We start from the raw sequence: 19,787 nt of genomic DNA on the forward strand, positions 1-19,787 counted from the left end.
CGGGCTCCGCGGCCCCGCAGGGCGGGTCAGGGGCGGCCCGCGTGGAGTTCCAGCGGGCCGGCGCCGCTCGCCCGGGCGTCGAGGCAGGCGGTGATCTGGCGCCGGAGGGCGCCCTTGACCAGGGCGGGGAGTTCCTCGCGCGGGACGGTGCGCCACTGGAGGAGCTCGGTGGGGTCCAGCCGGATCCGGGCGAGGGTCGGGGCGTCGAGGACGCCGCCGTCGTAGAGGAAGCGGATGCGGGCCGGACGGCCGGGCTTGTGCGACCAGTTCACGGCGAGCAGGCGGCCGGGGGCCAGGTCGAGGCCGAGCTCCTCGCGGACCTCCCGCCGGGCGGCGGCCCGCGGGATCTCGCCGAGGTCGCTGTCGATGCCGCCGCCCGGCAGGTTCCAGCGGTCGGTGCGGCCGTACGCGGGCTGCACCAGCAGGATCCCGCCGTCGGCGTCGGTGAACAGCACGCTCGCCGCGGTCAGGGCTTTCGGCCTGTTGGCCCGGTGGCTGGCCGCGTCGAGTTCGCCCGCGTGCTCCAGGGCCGCCCGCCGGGCCGGATCCAGACCGGCGGGCGAGCCCGGCTGGGGCACACCGTCGACCAGGTGGGCGAAGGAGCCGGTGTGCAGGGCGGCCAGTCCGGCGCGCAGCCGGGGCGCGACCCGGGCGGGCAGGACCGCGCAGGCCTCCTCCGGACGCAGCCAGCGCGCCCCCGTGAGGGCCGCGGCCTCCTGGGGCGCGAGCGGTCCCACGAGGTGGACGTGCACGATCAGGGAGCGGCCGGGCGGGCCGGGCGGGCCGGGCGGCCGCGAGTCCACCGCCAGCAGCCGGCCGACCGGCACGGCGAGACCCAGCCCCTCCCGCAGGCCGCGGGCCAGCCCCTGCTCCGGCGTCTCGGTCACCTCGACCGTGCCGCCCGGCAGGTCCTCCGTGAGGGACGGGGCGGTCACTACGAGGACCCGCCCGCGGGTGTCCAGGACGATCCCGGTGGCGGCCACGAGCGGCGCGGGCCGGGCGGGGGAGGGGCGTTCGGGCACGGCGGGCTCCTGGGACTCGGGTCGTCGGCAGGAGCACTATGCCGCTTCGCCCGCCCGCCCCCACCGCCGACATGCGAAGCCCGCCGGCCGGCCACCGACACACCCCATCCCTGCCGACCTGCGGCCCGGCGGCCTGGCGACTCGCCGTTCTTGTCTGCTGCCCCCCGGGAGGGGCTACGCGCGGGACAGGAGGAGGCCGCCCATGGTGACCATCGTCGCCGCGACGAGGCCGTCCATGATCCGCCAGGCCGAGGGGCGGGCGAGCATGCCGCTCAGCAGCCGGGCCCCGTAGCCCAGGCCGGCGAACCAGGCCAGGCTGGCCAGGCCGGCCCCGACGCCGAAGGCCCAGCGCAGGTCGCCGCGGTCGGCGGCGAGGGATCCGACGAGAAGAACGGTGTCGAGGTAGACGTGCGGGTTGAGCCAGGTCATGGCCAGGCAGGTCAGTACGGCCCGGCGGGCGGATGGGGAGGCCGCTCCCTCCGCGGTGAGGGCGGCGCCGGGGACGGGCCGCAGCACCCGGCGCGCGGCGAGCACCCCGTAGCAGACGAGGAAGGCGCCCCCGGCCAGCCCCACGACGGTCAGAGCGGCGGGCCAGGCGGTCACGAACGCCCCGACACCGGCCACGCCGAGGGCGATGAGGAGCGCGTCGGAGACGGCGCAGATGGCGACCACGGCGAGGACCGCGTGACGGCGCACGCCCTGCCGGAGGACGAAGGCGTTCTGCGCGCCGATGGCGACGATGAGGGAGAGTCCGGTGCCGAAGCCCGCCAGGGCCGCGGTGGTGATGCCGTGTGTCATGGGTCCGACCGTAGGCAGCCAGGAGCTTTCAGTACAGCTAAAGATTTTTACGTACCATTAGCGCTCGTGATGGACGAGCTTCCCCTGGACCAGGTACGCACCCTCCTCGCCGTGGTCGACGAGGGCACCTTCGACGCGGCGGCGGCCGCCCTGCACGTGACGCCGTCGGCGGTCAGCCAGCGCGTCAAGGCCCTCGAACAGCGCACCGGCCGGGTGCTCCTGATGCGGACGAAGCCGGTGCGGGCGACGGAATCCGGCGAGGTGGTGGTCCGCTTCGCCCGGCAGCTGGCCAGGCTGGAGCGGGACGCGCGCGCCGAGCTGGGCATGGCCGACGAGCGGGGCCCCGTGCGGCTGCCGATCGCGGTGAACGCCGACTCCCTCGCGACGTGGTTCCTGCCGGCGCTGACGAGGGTCCCCCAGGACCCGCCGATCTGCATCGAGCTGCACCGCGAGGACGAGTCGCACACGACCACGCTGCTGCGCGAGGGGCAGGCGATGGCCGCGGTGACCTCCTCCCCGGACCCCGTGGCCGGGTGCAGCGTACGGATGCTGGGACTGGCCCGGTACCTGCCGACGGCCAGCCCCGCCTTCGCCGCCCGGTACCTGACGGGCGCGCCGGAGCGGGACCTGCGGGAGGCGCCGACGATCGTCTTCGACCGCAAGGACGACCTCCAGGACGCCTTCGTCCGCTCGCTGACCGGGGACGGGGCGGCCGGGGCGGGGCGGGTGCGGCACCACGTGCCGACGTCGGAGGGCTTCCGCGACGCGGTCGTCGCCGGGCTCGGGTGGGGGCTGGTGCCCGAGCAGCAGGCCGGCCCGCTGGTGCGGGCGGGGGAACTGGTGCTGGTGGTGCCCCGGCGGCCGCTGGACGTACCGCTGTACTGGCAGCAGTGGAAGCTGGACTCACCGGCCCTGTCGCTGGTGGCCGAGACGGTTGCGCAGGCGGCCGCGGAGGCGCTGCGCAGCCCTTCGACGTGATCGCCCGGACCGGCGCATAGGCTTGCCGACCATGGAGTCCTACACGATCGGCCAGGCCGCCCGGCTGCTCGGCGTCAGCATCGACACCGCCCGGCGCTGGGCGGACGCCGAACGCTTCCCCACCCGCCGCGAGGGCACCCGCAGGATGGTGGACGGGCCGGACCTGGCCGCGTTCTGCGTCGAGGCCGCGCAGGAGGGTGCCGAAGGCGAGGAGGCCGCCCACACCTCGGCGCGCAACGCCTTCCCGGGGATCGTCACCCGTGTGAAGCTGGGCACCGTCGACGCGCAGGTGGAGATCCAGGCCGGCCCGCACCGCATCGTGTCGCTGCTGACCCGGGAGGCGGTGGAGGAGCTCGGCCTGGAGGTGGGCGCGCGGGCCACGGCGCGGGTGAAGTCGACCAGCGTGTTCATCGACCGCGTCTGAGGCCCCGCCCCGGAGCTGCCGGGCGGTGCGCCGGGGGCCGGGCCGTGAGCCCGGGCACGGGCGGTCCGGCCGGCGATGGCAGACTGGCCGCTGATCCGCCGAAGGGGAGTACGCGTTGTCCATGTTCAGCAACCTGCGCCGGGCCGTGCGCCGCGGCTACCGGCGGGCCGTCGACCTCAGCCACCCCGCCCGCTCCCCGCTCGGCAGCGCGGTGGTCAACTGCCTGGTCTACCGCGACGGCGTACGGCAGGAGGACTGCGCCGAGGCCGAGGAGGCGCTGCGCCGGGTCCGCAAGACGGGCGACGGCTTCGTCTGGATCGGCCTGCACGAGCCGGCGCAGTCCGAGCTCGCCGGGCTCGCGGAACTGTTCAGCCTGCACCCCCTCGCCGTCGAGGACGCCGTGAACGCGCACCAGCGCCCCAAGGTGGAGCGCTACGGCGACACCCTCTTCTCCGTCTTCAAGACCGTGCGCTACGTCGAGCACGAGGAACTGACCGCGACCAGTGAGGTCGTGGAGACCGGCGAGCTGATGGCCTTCACCGGCCATGACTTCGTCATCACCATCCGGCACGGCGGCCGAGGCACCCTCGGGCCGGTGCGCGAGGAGCTGGAGGCCGCCCCCGACCAGTTGCTCAGGGGGCCCGCGGCGGTCCTGCACGCGATCGCCGACCACGTGGTCGACGACTACACGGCCGTCACGGACGCCGTGCAGAACGACATAGACGCCGTCGAGACCGCGGTGTTCAGCGAGAACGGCGGCCGCGGCGACGCCGGCCGGATCTACCAGCTCAAGCGCGAACTCCTGGAGCTGCGGCGGGCGGTGGCCCCGCTGAGCCGCCCGCTCCAGCAGCTGGCCACGCAGCCGATACCGGTCATCCCGCCGGAGATCCGCGCGTACTTCAGGGACGTGGCGGACCACGTGACCAGGGCCACCGAGCAGATCGGCGCCTACGACAACCTCCTGGACTCCATCCTCCAGGCCCACCTCGCGCAGGTGACGGTCGCCCAGAACGAGGACATGCGCAAGATCACGGCGTGGGCGGCGATCGTGGCCGTCCCCACCATGGTCTGCGGGGTCTACGGCATGAACTTCGACCACATGCCGGAACTGCACTGGACCTACGGCTACCCGCTCGTCCTCGGCGTCATGACGCTCGCCTGTTTCGTCATCCACCGGGGCTTCCGCCGCAACGGCTGGCTCTGATCCCGGAAAACCCGGCGAGGAGGGGAGCACCCCCCGAGTAAGGTCCGCCTGTCATTCGGAGATCGACAGAGCGGACGGCACACGCCCATGGAACGCGAACTGCTCGGTGAGAAGGTACGGCTGGAGCCGCTGGCGCACCGGCACCACGACGGACTGTGCGATGCGGTGCGGGACGGGAACCTGTGGGAGCTCCCGGTGACGATCGTCCCGCACCCGGACGGCATACGGGCCTTCATCGAGGACGCGCTGGCGGCGCGCGAGGCGGGCACCCAGATCCCGTACGCGACCGTGGACCTCGCGACCGGCGCGATAGTCGGCTCCACGCGGCTGATGGCGATCAGCACCCCGTTCCGGCGGCTGGAGATCGGCTTCACCTTCCTCGGGGCGTCCCGGCAGGGGACCGGGCTGAACACCGAGGCCAAACTCCTCATGCTCACCCACGCGTTCGAGGAAATGGGCATGAACCGGGTCGAGCTCCTCACCGATGTGCGCAACGCCAGGTCGCGGGCGGCGATCGCCGGACTCGGCGCCACCCAGGAGGGAGTACTGCGCCATCACATGGTGATGCGCGACGGCCACATCAGGGACACCGCCGTCTACAGCATCACACGGCCGGAATGGCCGGCTGCCAAGCGTAAGTTGACGGACCGTCTGCTGCGGCGGGGCTGAGCGGAAGGGGCGATTTCCGGGAGCGGCACGGGCCTTGAGTCACCGTCAGCTCTGGTAGTAAAGTTTCCTAACGAAGCCGGGACGCCTCAACTCCCCCCACATGGAGGCCTTGTGTTCACCCCCCACCGCAAGATGCTGGCGGCCGGAGCCCTGCTCGGCAGTGCGCTCCTCGCCGTACCCGTCGCCGCCCACGCCACCGCGGCGCCGCCCGCCCCCGCCCACGCGGCGGCTGCCGCGGGGCTCGACGATCCGGCGAAGAAGGAGATCGCCATGAAGATCGTCTCCAGTGCGGAGAACTCCTCGCTGGACTGGAAGGCGCAGTACAAGTACATCGAGGACATAGGTGACGGCCGCGGCTACACCGCCGGCATCATCGGCTTCTGCTCCGGCACCGGCGACATGCTCGACCTCGTCGAGCACTACACGAAGGTCAAGCCGGGCAACGTCCTCGCCAAGTACCTGCCGGCCCTGCGCGAGGTCGACGGCAGCGACTCGCACGCCGGACTCGACCCGAACTTCCCCAGGGACTGGGTGAAGGCCGCCCAGGACGCCGCGTTCAAGAAGGCCCAGGACCGCGAGCGCGACCGGGTCTACTTCAACCCCTCCGTCAAGCAGGGCAAGTCGGACGGGGTCGGTGTCCTGGGCCAGTTCATCTACTACGACGCCATCGTGATGCACGGCGACGGCACCGACTCCACCAGCTTCCGCAACATCCGGGCGCGCGCCCTGTCCAAGGCCAAGCCCCCCTCCCGGGGCGGCAGCGAGACCACCTGGCTGCACGCCTTCCTCGACGCCCGGGTCTGGGCGATGAAGCAGGAAGAGGCGCACAGCGACACCAGCCGGGTCGACACCGCGCAGCGGGTCTTCCTCGGGAAGGGCAACCTGAACCTCGACACGCCGCTCGACTGGAAGGTCTACGGCGACTCCTTCCACATCGGCTGACGGCATCGGCCGGCGGGCGGTCGGCGGTGTCGCGACGCGGTAACGATGTGAATAACGATCCGGGTGGTGCCCGGGGTGTCAAGTAGGCCTCTCGTGCGGACGATTCGGACGTCCGGGGACATGGCGCCGCGGTCGTGTCCCGAACGCGTAACTCCAGTGCCGGAAATCGGGCGGTCCGGCCGATTTGGCTTCCCCGCAAGTGGCTTGACCCCGACGTAAGGGGGGCATAAGTTCTGCCCCGGCTTGCTCCAGCAGGACGGGCCGAACCAACCGTCCTCTGGGGGGACCCGTGAACTACTACCTCGACGTTCTGAAGAAGTACGCCGACTTCTCCGGCCGCGCGCGCCGCCAGGAGTACTGGATGTTCTTCCTCTTCCAGGTTGCCGCCATCATCGTGGTCGCGATCCTGGACGCCGTGATCGGCACGTCCCCGTGGCTGTACCTCCTGTACATGGTGGGCACCCTCCTTCCGAACCTCGCCGTGACCGTGCGCCGCCTGCACGACACCGGCAAGTCCGGCTGGTGGGTCCTCATCAACTTCGTGCCGCTCGTCGGCTTCATCTGGCTGATCGTCCTGCTGGCCACCGCCGGTGAGCAGCAGCCGAACCAGTACGGCCAGAACCCGAAGGTCCTCGCCGCCTGATCAGGCGCGCAGGCCCGATCGCGGCCTGATCGCGAGAGCGTCGCCCCGGCTGGAAACAGCCGTGGGCGGCGCTCTCGCCGTTTCCGGGGGCCGCCGGAGCCCGCGTGACGTGCGTCTCGCCGACTGGCGGCCGGGGGCTGTGCTGACCGCCCCGATCACGAGATATCTTGATGTCGAGCAATGTTGCAGACGAGAGACGCAGACTGTGGAGCGGAGCATCCGGTGACTGACTCGACCATCATCTACACGCACACTGACGAGGCCCCGGCCCTCGCGACGTATTCCTTCCTGCCTGTGATCCAGGCCTACGCGTCGACGGCCGGTGTGAATGTCGAGACCCGTGACATCTCCCTGGCCGGTCGGATCATCGCCCTGTTCCCCGAGTACCTCGAGGAGAGCCAGCGGATCGCCGACGCCCTCGCCGAGCTCGGCGAGCTGGCGAAGACCCCGGAAGCCAACATCATCAAGCTTCCGAACATCTCGGCTTCGATCCCGCAGCTGAAGGCCGCGATCGCCGAGCTCCAGGGCCAGGGCTACGCCCTCCCCAACTACCCGGACGACCCGAAGACCGACGAGGAGCGCGACGTCCGCGCCCGCTACGACAAGGTCAAGGGCAGCGCCGTCAACCCGGTCCTGCGCGAGGGCAACTCCGACCGCCGCGCCCCCGGCTCGGTCAAGAACTACGCCAAGACGCACCCGCACCGCATGGGCGCTTGGGTCCCCGAGTCGAAGACGAACGTCGCCACCATGGGCGAGAACGACTTCCGCTCCACCGAGAAGTCCGCCGTCATGGCCGAGGCCGGCACCCTGCGCATCGAGCACGTCGCCGCCGACGGCGCCGTCACCGTGCTGCGCGAGTCCGTACCGGTCCTCGCCGGCGAGGTCGTCGACGCGTCCGTCATGCACGTGGACGCGCTGCGCACCTTCCTCAACGACCAGATCGAGCGTGCCAAGGCCGAGGACGTCCTGTTCTCCGTGCACCTCAAGGCCACGATGATGAAGGTCTCCGACCCGATCATCTTCGGCCACGTGGTCCGCGCCTTCCTCCCGAAGACCTTCGCCCGCTACGGCGAGACCCTCGCCGCCGCCGGCCTCTCGCCCAACGACGGCCTCGGCGCCATCCTGAACGGCCTGGGCGCCCTGCCCGACGGCGACGCGATCAAGGCCTCCATCGACGCCGAGATCGCCGAGGGCCCGGCCCTCGCCATGGTCGACTCCGACAAGGGCATCACCAACCTGCACGTGCCGTCCGACGTCATCGTCGACGCCTCCATGCCGGCCATGATCCGCACCTCGGGCCACATGTGGGGCCCCGACGGCAACGAGGCCGACACCCTCGCCGTCCTCCCGGACAGCAGCTACGCCGGTGTCTACCAGGTCGTCGTCGACGACTGCCGCGCCAACGGCGCCTTCGACCCCTCCACCATGGGCTCGGTGCCGAACGTCGGCCTGATGGCCCAGAAGGCCGAGGAGTACGGCAGCCACGACAAGACCTTCGAGATCGCCGCCGCGGGCACCGTCCGCGTCGTCGACGCCGAGGGCAACACGGTCCTGGAGCAGGAGGTCGCCGCCGGCGACATCTTCCGCGCCTGCCAGACCAAGGACCTGCCGATCCAGGACTGGGTCAAGCTCGCCGTCACCCGCGCCCGCGCCACGGGCGCCCCGGCCGTCTTCTGGCTGGACGAGAACCGCTCGCACGACGCGCAGCTGATCGCCAAGGTCAAGACGTACCTGGCCGACCACGACACCGAGGGTCTGACCATCAAGATCCTCTCCCCGGTCGAGGCCACCGCCTTCTCCCTGGAGCGCATCCGCCGCGGCGAGGACACCATCTCGGTGACCGGCAACGTGCTGCGCGACTACCTGACCGACCTCTTCCCGATCCTGGAGCTGGGCACCAGCGCCAAGATGCTGTCGGTCGTCCCGCTCATGAACGGCGGCGGCCTCTTCGAGACGGGCGCCGGCGGCTCCGCCCCGAAGCACGTCCAGCAGCTGGTCAAGGAGAACTACCTGCGCTGGGACAGCCTGGGCGAGTTCTTCGCGCTGGCCGCCAGCTTCGAGCACCTCGCGGTCACCACCGGCAACGCCCGCGCCCAGGTGCTGGCCGACACCCTGGACCGCGCGACCGGCACCTTCCTCAACGAGGACAAGTCGCCGAGCCGCAAGCTGGGCGGCATCGACAACCGCGGCAGCCACTTCTACCTCGCCCTGTACTGGGCGCAGGAGCTGTCCCGGCAGATCGACGACCCGAAGCTGGCCGCGGCCTTCGAGCCGCTCGCCAAGACCCTCGCCGAGCGCGAGCAGGCCATCGTCGCCGAGCTCATCGCGGTGCAGGGCTCCCCGGCCGAGATCGGCGGGTACTACCGGCCCGACGCCACGAAGGCCGCGGCGATCATGCGGCCGTCCGCGACCCTCAACGAGGCGCTCGGCCTCCTCGGCTGACACCCGTTGACGCGCTCCGCCCCGGCCGGCCCCGTGCCCGGCCGGGGCGGACCCGTCTGCGGGCCCGCCGCCCCGCGCCCGCAGGTTCGGAAAGCGGATGGCGTCACGGACACCGGTCGGAGCGGCATCGTCCTGCGCGGCATCGTCCTGAGCGGCGCTCAGATACGGTGGATGCGTTCCTGGTCGAACGCCAGCGGGGACCGGCCGGCCGCCAGGATCCGCAGCCCGGGCGCCACGGCCAGCAGCTTGCGCAGCCAGGCCACGGCATCCTGGCCGAGCTGCTCGGTACCGTCCAGGACGAGCAGCATGTCCCGCTCGGCCAGCCACGACGCGGCGTACGTCGTCGTCCCGCAGGGCGGTGCGGGCACGCCGGGCACGGAGCCCAGTTCGGCCGTCAGTTCGCGGACTCCGTAGCCGCCCTCGAGCGGGTCGAGGTCGACGACCGCCACCCCGTCGTAGAAGTTGGACGCGAGCCGTCGCGCGATCTCGCGCACCAGCAGGCTCCGCGGCTCGCGGAAACCGCCCGCCACGGTCAGCACCCGGCCCCGCCGGACGGCGGTGAGCAGCCGGGACATCTCGGCGGACGTGGCCGGGAGCCGTCCGGTCGACCCCGATTCCCTCATCGGCACGATGCCCCCCATCGCATGCGTGACCCAGCGCGGCCGTGGCTGCAGGGATCTTTCGGCCGTGTGACGCTGATTATGCGCCACTTGCGCCGTATCGCTAGGGGAATGTCGCATTCCGATCAGGGGGTCCGCTGCCGCCCAGGTCAGGCCCACGCGGGGGCATCCCGGAGCCGCCGTCGGCGGTCGAACTACGGTGTGCGCGTACGGGCCGGGCCGAACGGGGACCGTACCCGCGGTCCCCCGCTCGGCCCGTCGGCCCCTACGACGGCCCGATGAGCCGTTTCGAGTGGCAACCGCGCCCGGGCGTGGGTGCCTCGCACACACGGGGGGAGTCCGAGCTCCTCGGCAAACGGGAGCCCGGCCTCCGGCACCACGCCGACCCCGGGCAGCGCACCTGGATGAGCCGCCTCGCGTACCGCAAGGCCACCGTCGCCTTCCTCCGGGCGCGCCGGAGGCGGCGCACCGGTCCCGCACACGGTGGAGTGCCACGGCACGTCCGACCCCGGCCCCTGGGAACGGTTGTCCGGAAGCCGGTAATGGGCTCTACTGCTGTCCAGCCCCACCGGGGCATATTCGCGGGAGGGGCCAGAATGACAGCGGACCGGCGCACGGACCGGCGAGCACGACGAAGAACGCGCGGAGCGGAGCGGGCGGCGCGACCCGTGTCGCACCGGCGGCGGCCGGCCGTGCGCGGCGGCCGGCCGCTGCTGGCCCTGCTGCTGTCCGCCTTCCTCCTCGTCGGCGTCTGCGCTGCCACCGGCATCGCCTGGGACCCGCTCGGCGGCACCCCCGCGCAGAACGCCACCGCCCACGGCCCCGCAGCCCCGCAGGCCGCCGGGCCCGGCTCAGCGTCCGGCGACACCGGCCCGGCCGCCTCCGCGCAGCCGGAGCAGAGCCCGCCGCCCGCCAACGGCGCGGCGGGCAAGGGCAATCCCAAGGGCGCGGTGGACTCCGGGGCCGGGCGGCCCGCCGGGGCCCTGCCCTTCGACATGCCCCCGCCGGCCGCCCTCCGCGCCGGCGAAGCCGGCAAGAAGCTGGTGTTCGCCCACTACTTCACCCCGTACCCGCTATCCCTCGACAACGCGAACGCGGACAACGACTACTACACCCGCAACTACCTCGACCCCGACGGGGAGAGCGGCAAACACGGCCGGTACGGCGGCCTGCTGCGCGACCGCCCCCTGCCCGTGGCACCCAAGACCGGCGACTGGGAATACGCCAACCTCCAGCAGGAGGTGCGCACCGCCCGGGCCGCCGGCATCGACGGCTTCACCCTCGACCTGCTCTCCTTCTCCGGCAAGAACTGGGACCGCTCGAACCTGCTGATGGCAGCGGCCCGTTCGGTGGACCCGGCCTTCAAGATCATGCTGATGCCGGACATGACCTCGCTGAAGACCGACGACCCGCGCGTCCTCGCCGAGGCGATCGCCACGCTCGCCGACGCCTCCGCCGCGCACCGGCTCCCCGACGGCCGCCTCGTCGTCTCCCCCTTCAAGGCGGAGGCGAAGAACGTGGCCTGGTGGACCGAGGTCATCCGCGTCCTCAAGGCCGACCACGGCATCCGCACCGCCTTCGTACCGCTCTTCCTCGACTTCGGCGCACACGGCGGCGATTTCGCCCCGATCAGCTACGGCTTCTCCGAATGGGGCAGCCGCAGCTACGTCGGCCAGGAGAGCTCCACGCGCGACGTCCAACGGGCCCACGGCATGGGCAAGATCTGGATGCAGCCCGTCTCGGTCCAGGACGCCCGCCCCAACCAGGGCATCTACGACGAGGCCGGCAACACCGCCACCCTGCGCGCCACATGGACGCGGGCCATCGAGGACGACGCCGACTGGGTCCAGCTCACCACCTGGAACGACTACTCCGAGGGCAGCCAGTTCGCGCCGTCCCTGCACAACGGCCACGCCTACCTCGACCTGACCTCGTACTACCTGACCCGGTTCAAGACGGGCGGCTGGCCGGAGATCGTCCGGGACACGCTGTACCTCAGCGCACGCACGCAGTTCGCGGACGCCGACCCGACCGGCGACCAGTCGCTGGTGATGTCGCTGCGCAAGGGGAGCGCCCCGTCCCGGGACACGGTGGAGGTGCTCAGCTTCCTCACCCGACCGGCGGTCGTGCGCACGACGGTCGGCACGGCCCGAGGCAGTCACGACGCCCCCGCCGGGATCCATTCCAAACTGCTGCCGCTGAAGGCCGGCACCAGCTCGGCCCACGTCACGCGGGACGGAAAGGCGTCGGCGGAGGTCGACCTCCCGTACCGGGTGGAGCCCAAGGTGGAGGTCCAGGACCTGCAGTACTACGCGGCGACCAGCGGCCGCAGACCGTAGCCCCGGGGCGGCGCCGTACGGGTGCGGCCGGGGTGCGTGGAGGCGGTGTTCCCAGGGCCGGAGGCGGCGGGGGATGATCCGGGCGACAGCCGCGCCGCACCCCGGAGGTCCCGTGACCGAGACGACACGCCCCGCAGACCGCCCCGCCGAGCCGCCCGCAGGGCGGTGGGCCGAGCCGCCCGCGGGGCAACCGGTGGGGGAGGGGCCCGGCGAGTTCCCCGGCGGACCCGCCCTGTTCCGCCTGGACCCGGGCGTCGCCCACCTCAACCACGGCTCCTTCGGCGCGGTCCCCGTGCCCGTCCAGGAGGCCCAGGCCGCGCTGCGCGCCGAGGTGCACGCCGACCCCGACGCGTTCTTCATCGCCGTACCGGACCGCCTCGAACAGGCCCGCGCCCGGATCGCCGCGCACCTCGCCACAGACCCCGACGGCCTCGCCTTCATCGCCAACGCCACCGAGGGCGCCAACCTCGCCCTCGACGCCGTCCCGCTCGCCGACGGTGACGAGATCCTGGTCAGCGACCACGGCTACGGCACCGTCACCGCGGCCGCCGCCCGCCGCGCCCCGGTCACCACCGTCGCCCTGGACCCGGCCCTGCCCGACGAGGACGCCGTACGGGAGGCCGTGCTGGCCGCGGTGACGCCACGGACCCGGGTCGCCGTCCTCGACCACGTCAGCTCGCCCACCGCCCGGATCATCGCCTCGCCCCGGCTCCTCGCCGCACTGCGCGAGCGCGGCGTCACCACCGTCGTCGACGGTGCCCACGCCCCGGGCATGCTCGCCGACCCGCTCGCCGGCGGCGCCGACTTCTGGTTCGGCAACCTGCACAAATGGGGCTACGCCCCGTCCGGTACCGCCCTGCTCGCGGTCGCCCCGCAGCACCGCCACCGGATTCGGGCGCTCGTACCCTCCTGGGAGGACGGGCACGGATTCCCGCGCTCCGTCGAGAACCGCGCCACCGCCGACTACACCGGCTGGCTCGCCGCCCCCGAGGGACTCGACCTCATCGAAACCCTCGACGCGGCCAAGCTCCGGGCCCACAACAGCGCCCTCGCCGCGCACGGCGCCGCGCTGCTCGCCCGGATCCCCGGGCTCACGCAGCTCCCGCACACCGCCGGCCTCGCCATGCGCACCCTGCGCCTGCCGCCCGGCGTCGCCGAGACCCCGGACGACGCCCGCGCGCTGCGCGAGGAGATCGCGGCGCGCGAGCGCATCCGGGTGCTGATCTGGCCCTGGCCGGGCGGCGGCGGCATCCGGATCTGCGGGCAGATCTACAACCGGCCCGAGGAGTACGAACGCCTCGCCGCCGCCCTCCCGGCGTACCTCAGGCGCGCCTGAGCAGGTAGGTGTCCATGATCCAGCCCTTGCGGGCACGGGCCTCCGTCCGGAGCTCCTCGATCCGCCCCGCGACCTCCGCCAGCCTGCCCTGCACCAGGATCTCGTCCGGGGTGCCCACGTAGGCCCCCCAGTAGATGTACAGGTCCTGGTCCAGGTGGGCGGTGAAGGCGTGCCGGGCGTCCAGCATCACCACCACGTCGTCCACGTCGGCCGGCCACCCCTCGGCCAGCCGGCGCCCGGTGGTGATCTGGACCGGCCGCCCGACCCGGTTCAGGTTGGTCCGGTGGCGTGCCAGCAGCGCGGAGACGCTGCTGATGCCGGGGACGACCTCGTGCTCGAAGGCCACCCGTCCGCGCTCCAGCACCTCGTCGAGGATCGCGAGCGTGGAGTCGTAGAGCGACGGGTCGCCCCACACCAGGAACGCCCCGGTCTCGCCGTCCGCCAGGTCCTCCGCGATGAACCGCTCGAAGAGCTCGGCCCTCGCACTGCGCCAGCCGTCCACCGTCGGGGTGTAGTCGGCGGGCGTCCGGTCCCGGTCCGGGTCGCGGCCCTCCACGAGCCGGTGGCCGGGGCGGGCGTGCGCGTCGAGCATCGCGCGCCGCAGCCCGGTCAGATCCGCCTTCTCCTCGCCCTTCTCCAGAATGAGGAATGCGTCCGCCGCGCCGATCGCCCTGACCGCCTGGAGGGTCAGATGGTCCGGGTCGCCCGCGCCTATGCCGATCACTGAGAACTTCTTCACCCGGCTATTGTGCCCACCATGCCTGTCGCCCTGTTCGTCACCTGCGTCAACGACGCGCTGTACCCGCGGACCGGCATCGCCGTCGTACGCCTCCTGGAGCGCCTCGGCGTCCACGTGGACTTCCCCGCGGGCCAGAGCTGCTGCGGGCAGCCGCAGTACAACACGGGCTACCGGCACGAGACGGAACCGCTGCTGCGGCGCACTGCGGCGGCCTTCGCCGGCTACGAGTACGTGGTCACCCCCTCCGGCTCCTGCGCCGCGATGCTCCGTGAGCACTACCCGCGGATCGGCCGGAAGGCGGAACGGGAGGGGCGGGGCGCCGACCTGGCGGAGGCGGCACGCTCGCTGGCGCCGCGCGTGTACGAGCTCACCGAGTTCCTCATCGACGTACTCGGCGTGACCGACGTGGGCGCGTACTTTCCGCACACCGTCACCTATCACCCCTCCTGCCACGGCCTGCGCGGCCTGGGACTGGGGGACCGGCCCCGGCGGCTGCTCGCCGCCGTCAGGGGCCTGCGGCTGGCCGAGCTGCCGGGCGCCGAGGAGTGCTGCGGATTCGGAGGCACCTTCGCCGTCAAGAACCCGGACGTCTCCGCCGCCATGGGCGCCGACAAGATCGCCTCCGCGGCCGCCACCGGAGCCGAGGTGCTGTGCGGCGCCGACAACTCCTGCCTCGCCCACCTCGACGGCCTCCTGCGCCGGGCGGACACACCGCCGGGCACAGCGCACCGCACCCCGCACCGCATCCTGCACCTCGCCGAGATCCTCGCCGCGACCGAGGAGGAGGGTCCCCTGCCGTGACCGGTGGCACATACCTCGCAATGCCCGCCTTCCCCGTCGCCGCGCGCGAGGCGGTACGGGACGGCGTGCTGCGGGCCAACCTCCGGCACGCCACGCACACCATCCGCGACAAGCGGGCGCGGGCCGTCGCCGAGCTGGCGGACTGGGACCGGCTGCGCGCGGCGGGCGCGGCCGTGAAGGACCACACCCTGCGCCATCTCGACCGCTACCTGCTCCAGCTGGAGGAGGCGGTGACGGCCGCGGGCGGCACCGTCCACTGGGCCGTCGACGCGGACGAGGCCAACCGGATCGTCACGGAACTCGTCCGCGCGACCGGCGAGCGCGAGGTCGTCAAGGTCAAGTCGATGGCCACCCAGGAGATCGGCCTCAACGAGGCCCTGGAAGCCGCCGGGATCGCCGCCTACGAGACCGACCTCGCCGAACTCATCGTGCAGCTCGGCCACGACCGGCCCTCGCACATCCTGGTCCCCGCCATCCACCGCAACCGCGCCGAGATCCGCGACATCTTCCGCGCCGAGATGGGCCATTGGGGCCGCCCGGCACCCGACCGGCTCGGCGACGACCCGCGGGAACTGGCCGAGGCGGCCCGCCTGCACCTGCGCGAGAAGTTCCTGCGCGCCAAAGTCGCCGTCTCCGGCGCCAATTTCATGGTTGCCGAGACCGGCACCATGGTCGTCGTCGAGTCCGAGGGCAACGGCCGGATGTGCCTGACCCTCCCCGAGACCCTGATCTCGGTCGTGGGCATCGAGAAGGTCGTCCCCACCTTCCGCGACCTGGAGATCTTCCTCCAGACCCTGCCGCGCTCCTCGACGGCCGAGCGCATGAACCCGTACACGACGATGTGGACGGGGCTGGGCCCGTCGCGAGGGGCGGACGGCGACGGGCCCTCCGCCTTCCACCTCGTCCTCCTCGACAACGGCCGCACCGACACCCTCGCCGACGAGACCGGCCGCCAGGCCCTGCGCTGCATCCGCTGTTCCGCCTGCCTCAACGTCTGCCCCGTCTACGAGCGCGCCGGCGGCCACGCCTACGGATCGGTCTACCCCGGCCCCATCGGCGCCGTCCTCAGCCCCCAACTGCGCGGCACCGACAGCGAGATCTACGCCTCACTGCCCTTCGCCTCCACCCTGTGCGGGGCGTGCTACGAGGTCTGCCCGGTCGCCATCGACATCCCCGAGATCCTCGTCCACCTCCGCGAACGGGTGGCCCAGGGCGGCCCCGTGACCCGGGACGGCATCCGGGTCCGGATCCGCCCCGCGCACGGGCACACCGCCGAACGCGCCGCCATGCGCGCCGCGCGCCTGCTCCTGGACCGCCCCGGGGCCCTGCGTGCGGGGGAGCGCCTGCTGGCCCGTGCCCGAAGGCTGGCGCCGCGCCGGCTGCCCGGCCCCGGCCGGGCCTGGACCGACACGCGCGAGCTGCCGTCCGTACCCGCCGAGTCGTTCCGCGACTGGTGGACCCGAGAACGGGGAACCAGGCGATGACCAGCAAGGACCGCATCCTGTCCCGCATCCGCCGGGCCGTGCCGCAGCCGCAGTCGGGTCCGGACGCCCTCGCCGCTCGGGAGATCCCGCGGGACTACCTGCGCGTGCACGGCACACGGACCCCGCGCGAGCGCGTCGACCTGCTGGCGGCGAACCTCGCCGAATACCGGGCGCGGGTCCACCGCACCGACGAGGAGGGGCTGCCGCTCCTGCTGGCCCGACTGCTGGACGAACGCGGCTCCCGCAGCGTCCTCGTCCCGCCCGCACTGCCCCCGTACTGGCTCTCCGCGGCCGACCAGACCCCTGTCCACGACCGCGAGGCCTCCACCCCGCGGGAACTGGACCGGGTCGACAGCGTGGTCACCGGCTGCGCCCTGGCCGTCGCCGAGACCGGAACCCTCGTTCTCGACGGCGCCCCCGACCAGGGCCGGCGCCGCATCACCCTGATCCCGGACCACCACGTCTGCGTGATCCGCGTACCGGACCAGGTGGTGGACTCCGTACCGCAGGCCCTGGAAGCGCTCGACCCCGCCCGCCCCCTGACCTGGATCTCGGGACCCTCCGCCACCAGCGACATCGAGCTGGACCGGGTGGAAGGCGTACACGGGCCCCGCACCCTGGAGGTCGTCCTCGTCGGCACACAATGAGGGCATGCCATCCCACATCGCCCTGACCGCCCTCGTGGTGCACGACTACGACGAGGCCATCGACTTCTACACGCGGGCCCTCGGCTTCGACCTGGCCGAGGACACGGCCCGCCCGGACGGCTCCCGCTGGGTGGTCGTCCGCCCGCCCGGCGCCACCGAATCCGCCCTGCTGCTGGCCCGCGCCAAGGACGACGCCCAGCGCTCCCGCGTCGGCGACCAGACCGGCGGCCGCGTCGGCTTCTTCCTGTACACCGACGACTTCGCCCGTGACCACGCCCGGATGACCGCGGAGGGCGTCCGCTTCCTGGAGACCCCGCGCCACGAGCCGTACGGCTCCGTAGCCGTCTTCGAAGACCTGTACGGCAACCGCTGGGACCTCCTCCAGCCCGCCCTTCCGTAGAACCTCCAGGCCGTCTCCTTCGGATCTTGTCGGCCGGACCCGGCAAGATCCGAAAGAGACGGCCTACGGGGCGCCGCCCAGGCGCGGGGCCTCCGGTGCGGCGTCGACGGCCCGGCCGGCCCCCTCCACCCGGCCCGCCAGTTCCCGGGCCCACCGGACCAGGCCCGCTACGTCGATCCCGTACGGGGCTCCGGCCAGCCCCTCGATCGCGTCGGCCCCGCGCCGCAGCAGCCGCGCCCCGCCCCCGGCATTGCCCCGGGCGGCGTGCGTCAGCCCGACCGCGAGCTGCGCGAGCCCCCGCCACAGGGGGGCCGAGGCCTGCGGGCCCGACTTCCACGCGTCCTCGAACACCTCGTGCGCATGGAACGGCATTCCGGCGTCCAGCAGCCGCTGCGCCTCCCGCACCGTCTCCGCGGGCGAGCGCACGACCCCCTCGGGCTGCCGCTCCACTCCGGGCGCGCCGTAGTCGAGCGGCCGCCCCAGCCCATCCCTCGGCCGGGCGTTCCTCGCCCGCCCCTCAACGTCCCGATCCCGTGCGTTCACCACCCCATCCTCCCCCTCGCCGATTACCCGTGCATGTACACCCCTCGGCGTGGGGTAATGTTCTGCATGTGCCGCCGAGCACGGGGAAACCCGCAGGTCGAAGGTACATCGGGACGTGGCGCAGCTTGGTAGCGCACTTGACTGGGGGTCAAGGGGTCGCAGGTTCAAATCCTGTCGTCCCGACTTTTCGAAGTCGCAGATCAGGGATCGCTTCAGAGCAATCTGAAGCGATCCCTTGATCGTTTTCGGGGTCATGGTGTCGGGTGCAGGCCGCGCCGGGGGTGTCCGGGGAACCGTGTCCGGCGTTCCTGCGACGCGGTCGGCGGCCGGGTCCTCCGCCCGAGGCGGCCCGTCGGAGTTCGTGCCGTACCGTCTGGTGGCGGTCCGCCTGTCATGTTTTACGATCCGTCCCATGACTGACGGTACGGATCGCCCGAGCACAGCCCAGCCGGACCCCGCTGGGGGGCAGGCGGGCTATGGCTATCCCCAAGGGACGCCCGGCGGTTACGGTTTTCCGCAGGCTTGGCAGCCCAATCCGTACCAGCAGCCACTGTCCCAGTCGGGCACTGCCGGAGAGGCGCCGCACCACCCCCAGGCACCCCAGGCCCAGCAGCCGCACCTGCAGCCCCAACCGGAGCCGCAGTTGGCCGGGTTCACGCCTCCGCCTCAGCCCGACTGGCAGGCGATGGCGGACCGTTCGGAGTCGCAGCAGCGCAGGCGCAAGCGGATGTGGATGGCCGCGATCACGGTTGCGGCGTGCACCCTCGGCGTCGGTGCCGGCCTCTTCATCCTGGACAGGGGCGACAAGGAGGGGAAGGCCCCCGGCCCCGGCGACGCCTCGCGGTCGGCGACCGCCGCGCCCGGCCAGGACACCAACGCGCCCACCGTCCCCGGCGAGCCGAACCTGTTGCGCGACCGTTCCGGCCAGGTCAACATCGCGCTCAGCCCCGACGCGGTTCTCGGCAAGGTGGACAACGGCAACGTGCTGCGCCTGCGCAGCAACGGCAACTCGTACGCGCAGGCCGCCGAGCCGGTCGTCGACGCGTCCAAGAGCTTCACCGTCTCCGCCTGGGTCTACAACGAGGCCGACGGCGGTTCGCGGTTCGCCATCAGCCAGGGCGACGGCACCTCGTACTCATTCGAGTTGGGCCGCGAGGACAGCAATGGCAAGAAGTCCTGGGTGTTCCGGATGCAGACCGACGAGAAGGGTGCGGCCTCCACCGCCGTGGCCGCCACCTCGGACGGTCTCAACACGGTCCGCGCCTGGGCCCTGCTGACCGGGGTGTACGACGCCCAGGGCAAGACGTTGACGCTGTACGTCGACGGCAAGGAGGCCGGCCGTGCCCCGGTGGCGGCCGCCTGGTCGGGCCAGGGGCCGCTGCAGCTGGGCCGCTCCCGCCACCACGGGATCTGGAGCGGGCCCTGGGCCGGCGTCATCGGACACGTGCTGGTGTGGGACAAGCCGCTGACTGCCGATCAGGTTCTCGCACTGAAGGGCGGCAAGCTCGACAAGGAGATCAAGCCTGTCGGTTCATGGCTGGTCGGTTAGCCCCTTTCGGACCGAATTCGCTGAAATTCGATCAGTACGGGTGGGTCACCCTGGTGGATCTGTGTCTCACGCGTCGGATAGGGTCACCGCTGGCCCGGATGCCGGGTTGACGTCCGCAGCAGAAGCACCCAGCAGACCGCCCGGCTCGACGTGTGCGGCCGAGACTCCACGATGTGAAGGCCCTCAGTTGCCGCGGCGCTCGCACGG

Annotated in this window: 19 protein-coding genes and 1 tRNA gene; 15 read left to right on the forward strand and 5 right to left on the reverse strand. The window is 72.5% G+C overall.

What is annotated here, in order from left to right; translation table 11 throughout:
* Window positions 1-26 precede the first annotated feature (26 nt).
* Both ACZ3X1_RS17520 and ACZ3X1_RS17525 read right to left on the reverse strand, forming a co-directional pair.
* On the reverse strand, window positions 27-1,022 hold the full coding sequence (locus ACZ3X1_RS17520; RefSeq protein WP_467280173.1) for an NUDIX hydrolase: 996 nt from the start codon (window positions 1,020-1,022) through the stop codon (window positions 27-29).
* 174 nt (window positions 1,023-1,196) lie between these two features.
* Complete coding sequence (locus tag ACZ3X1_RS17525; protein ID WP_467280174.1) at window positions 1,197-1,820, reverse strand: LysE/ArgO family amino acid transporter; 624 nt, start codon at window positions 1,818-1,820, stop codon at window positions 1,197-1,199.
* A 69-nt stretch (window positions 1,821-1,889) separates the two neighbouring features.
* On the opposite strand from ACZ3X1_RS17525, the gene ACZ3X1_RS17530 reads away from it, so the two are divergent.
* The 7 genes from ACZ3X1_RS17530 (at window position 1,890) to ACZ3X1_RS17560 (ending at window position 9,122) form a co-directional block, all read left to right on the forward strand.
* Window positions 1,890-2,798 (forward strand): LysR family transcriptional regulator ArgP, encoded by a 909-nt coding sequence (locus ACZ3X1_RS17530; protein ID WP_362623170.1) that lies wholly within the window; start codon window positions 1,890-1,892, stop codon window positions 2,796-2,798.
* 31 nt (window positions 2,799-2,829) lie between these two features.
* Window positions 2,830-3,222 carry a TOBE domain-containing protein gene (locus ACZ3X1_RS17535; RefSeq protein WP_356809912.1) on the forward strand — a complete coding sequence of 131 codons (393 nt, stop codon included), beginning with the start codon at window positions 2,830-2,832 and terminating at the stop codon, window positions 3,220-3,222.
* A gap of 121 nt (window positions 3,223-3,343) precedes the next feature.
* Window positions 3,344-4,426 carry a magnesium/cobalt transporter CorA gene (corA, locus tag ACZ3X1_RS17540; protein ID WP_467280175.1) on the forward strand — a complete coding sequence of 361 codons (1,083 nt, stop codon included), beginning with the start codon at window positions 3,344-3,346 and terminating at the stop codon, window positions 4,424-4,426.
* 87 nt (window positions 4,427-4,513) lie between these two features.
* The gene (locus tag ACZ3X1_RS17545; protein WP_467280176.1) at window positions 4,514-5,095 is read left to right on the forward strand and encodes a GNAT family N-acetyltransferase; all 582 of its coding nucleotides are present in this window, start codon (window positions 4,514-4,516) and stop codon (window positions 5,093-5,095) included.
* A 132-nt stretch (window positions 5,096-5,227) separates the two neighbouring features.
* A complete protein-coding gene (locus ACZ3X1_RS17550; protein WP_467280318.1) occupies window positions 5,228-6,037 on the forward strand; it encodes a chitosanase in 810 nt (269 codons plus the stop codon).
* Between the two features lie 289 nt (window positions 6,038-6,326).
* Entirely contained in the window at window positions 6,327-6,680 is a 354-nt protein-coding gene (locus ACZ3X1_RS17555; RefSeq protein WP_053630303.1) for a DUF805 domain-containing protein, read from the forward strand.
* A 222-nt stretch (window positions 6,681-6,902) separates the two neighbouring features.
* On the forward strand, window positions 6,903-9,122 hold the full coding sequence (locus tag ACZ3X1_RS17560; RefSeq protein WP_356809904.1) for an NADP-dependent isocitrate dehydrogenase: 2,220 nt from the start codon (window positions 6,903-6,905) through the stop codon (window positions 9,120-9,122).
* Between the two features lie 158 nt (window positions 9,123-9,280).
* Here the strand turns inward: ACZ3X1_RS17560 and ACZ3X1_RS17565 are convergent, their stop codons facing one another.
* Entirely contained in the window at window positions 9,281-9,751 is a 471-nt protein-coding gene (locus tag ACZ3X1_RS17565; protein WP_356809902.1) for a hypothetical protein, read from the reverse strand.
* Between the two features lie 659 nt (window positions 9,752-10,410).
* On the opposite strand from ACZ3X1_RS17565, the gene ACZ3X1_RS17570 reads away from it, so the two are divergent.
* Complete coding sequence (locus ACZ3X1_RS17570; protein WP_467280177.1) at window positions 10,411-12,081, forward strand: glycoside hydrolase family 71 protein; 1,671 nt, start codon at window positions 10,411-10,413, stop codon at window positions 12,079-12,081.
* Between the two features lie 112 nt (window positions 12,082-12,193).
* Window positions 12,194-13,417 (forward strand): aminotransferase class V-fold PLP-dependent enzyme, encoded by a 1,224-nt coding sequence (locus ACZ3X1_RS17575; protein ID WP_467280178.1) that lies wholly within the window; start codon window positions 12,194-12,196, stop codon window positions 13,415-13,417.
* On the opposite strand, the gene cobF is transcribed toward ACZ3X1_RS17575, so the two are convergent.
* Window positions 13,404-14,156 (reverse strand): precorrin-6A synthase (deacetylating), encoded by a 753-nt coding sequence (cobF, locus tag ACZ3X1_RS17580; protein WP_356809896.1) that lies wholly within the window; start codon window positions 14,154-14,156, stop codon window positions 13,404-13,406. The two genes, ACZ3X1_RS17575 and cobF, sit on opposite strands and share 14 nt — an antisense overlap.
* Before the next feature lie 18 nt (window positions 14,157-14,174).
* Here cobF and ACZ3X1_RS17585 point away from each other — a divergent pair, with 18 nt between their 5' ends.
* Genes ACZ3X1_RS17585 through ACZ3X1_RS17600 form a run of 4 tightly spaced genes read left to right on the forward strand, consistent with a single transcriptional unit; the run spans window position 14,175 to window position 17,488 of the window.
* Window positions 14,175-14,957, forward strand: coding sequence for a (Fe-S)-binding protein (locus tag ACZ3X1_RS17585; protein ID WP_467280179.1), 783 nt, complete (start codon window positions 14,175-14,177; stop codon window positions 14,955-14,957).
* Window positions 14,958-14,977: 20 nt separating this feature from the next.
* A complete protein-coding gene (locus ACZ3X1_RS17590; RefSeq protein ID WP_467280319.1) occupies window positions 14,978-16,441 on the forward strand; it encodes a lactate utilization protein B in 1,464 nt (487 codons plus the stop codon).
* The gene (locus ACZ3X1_RS17595) at window positions 16,438-17,088 is read left to right on the forward strand and encodes a LutC/YkgG family protein (protein ID WP_390073920.1); all 651 of its coding nucleotides are present in this window, start codon (window positions 16,438-16,440) and stop codon (window positions 17,086-17,088) included. Before ACZ3X1_RS17590 ends, ACZ3X1_RS17595 begins: the two co-directional genes overlap by 4 nt.
* Window positions 17,089-17,092: 4 nt before the next feature.
* On the forward strand, window positions 17,093-17,488 hold the full coding sequence (locus ACZ3X1_RS17600) for a VOC family protein (protein ID WP_362623148.1): 396 nt from the start codon (window positions 17,093-17,095) through the stop codon (window positions 17,486-17,488).
* Window positions 17,489-17,551: 63 nt separating this feature from the next.
* On the opposite strand, the gene ACZ3X1_RS17605 is transcribed toward ACZ3X1_RS17600, so the two are convergent.
* Window positions 17,552-18,031 carry a DUF309 domain-containing protein gene (locus tag ACZ3X1_RS17605; protein WP_467280180.1) on the reverse strand — a complete coding sequence of 160 codons (480 nt, stop codon included), beginning with the start codon at window positions 18,029-18,031 and terminating at the stop codon, window positions 17,552-17,554.
* Between the two features lie 109 nt (window positions 18,032-18,140).
* On the opposite strand from ACZ3X1_RS17605, the gene ACZ3X1_RS17610 reads away from it, so the two are divergent.
* Both ACZ3X1_RS17610 and ACZ3X1_RS17615 read left to right on the forward strand, forming a co-directional pair.
* Window positions 18,141-18,214: transfer RNA gene (locus tag ACZ3X1_RS17610), tRNA-Pro, on the forward strand.
* A gap of 502 nt (window positions 18,215-18,716) precedes the next feature.
* A complete protein-coding gene (locus ACZ3X1_RS17615) occupies window positions 18,717-19,580 on the forward strand; it encodes a LamG domain-containing protein (RefSeq protein WP_356809888.1) in 864 nt (287 codons plus the stop codon).
* The last annotated feature ends 207 nt before the right edge of the window (window positions 19,581-19,787 follow it).

The organism is Streptomyces sp. NPDC023541 (assembly GCF_055559995.1).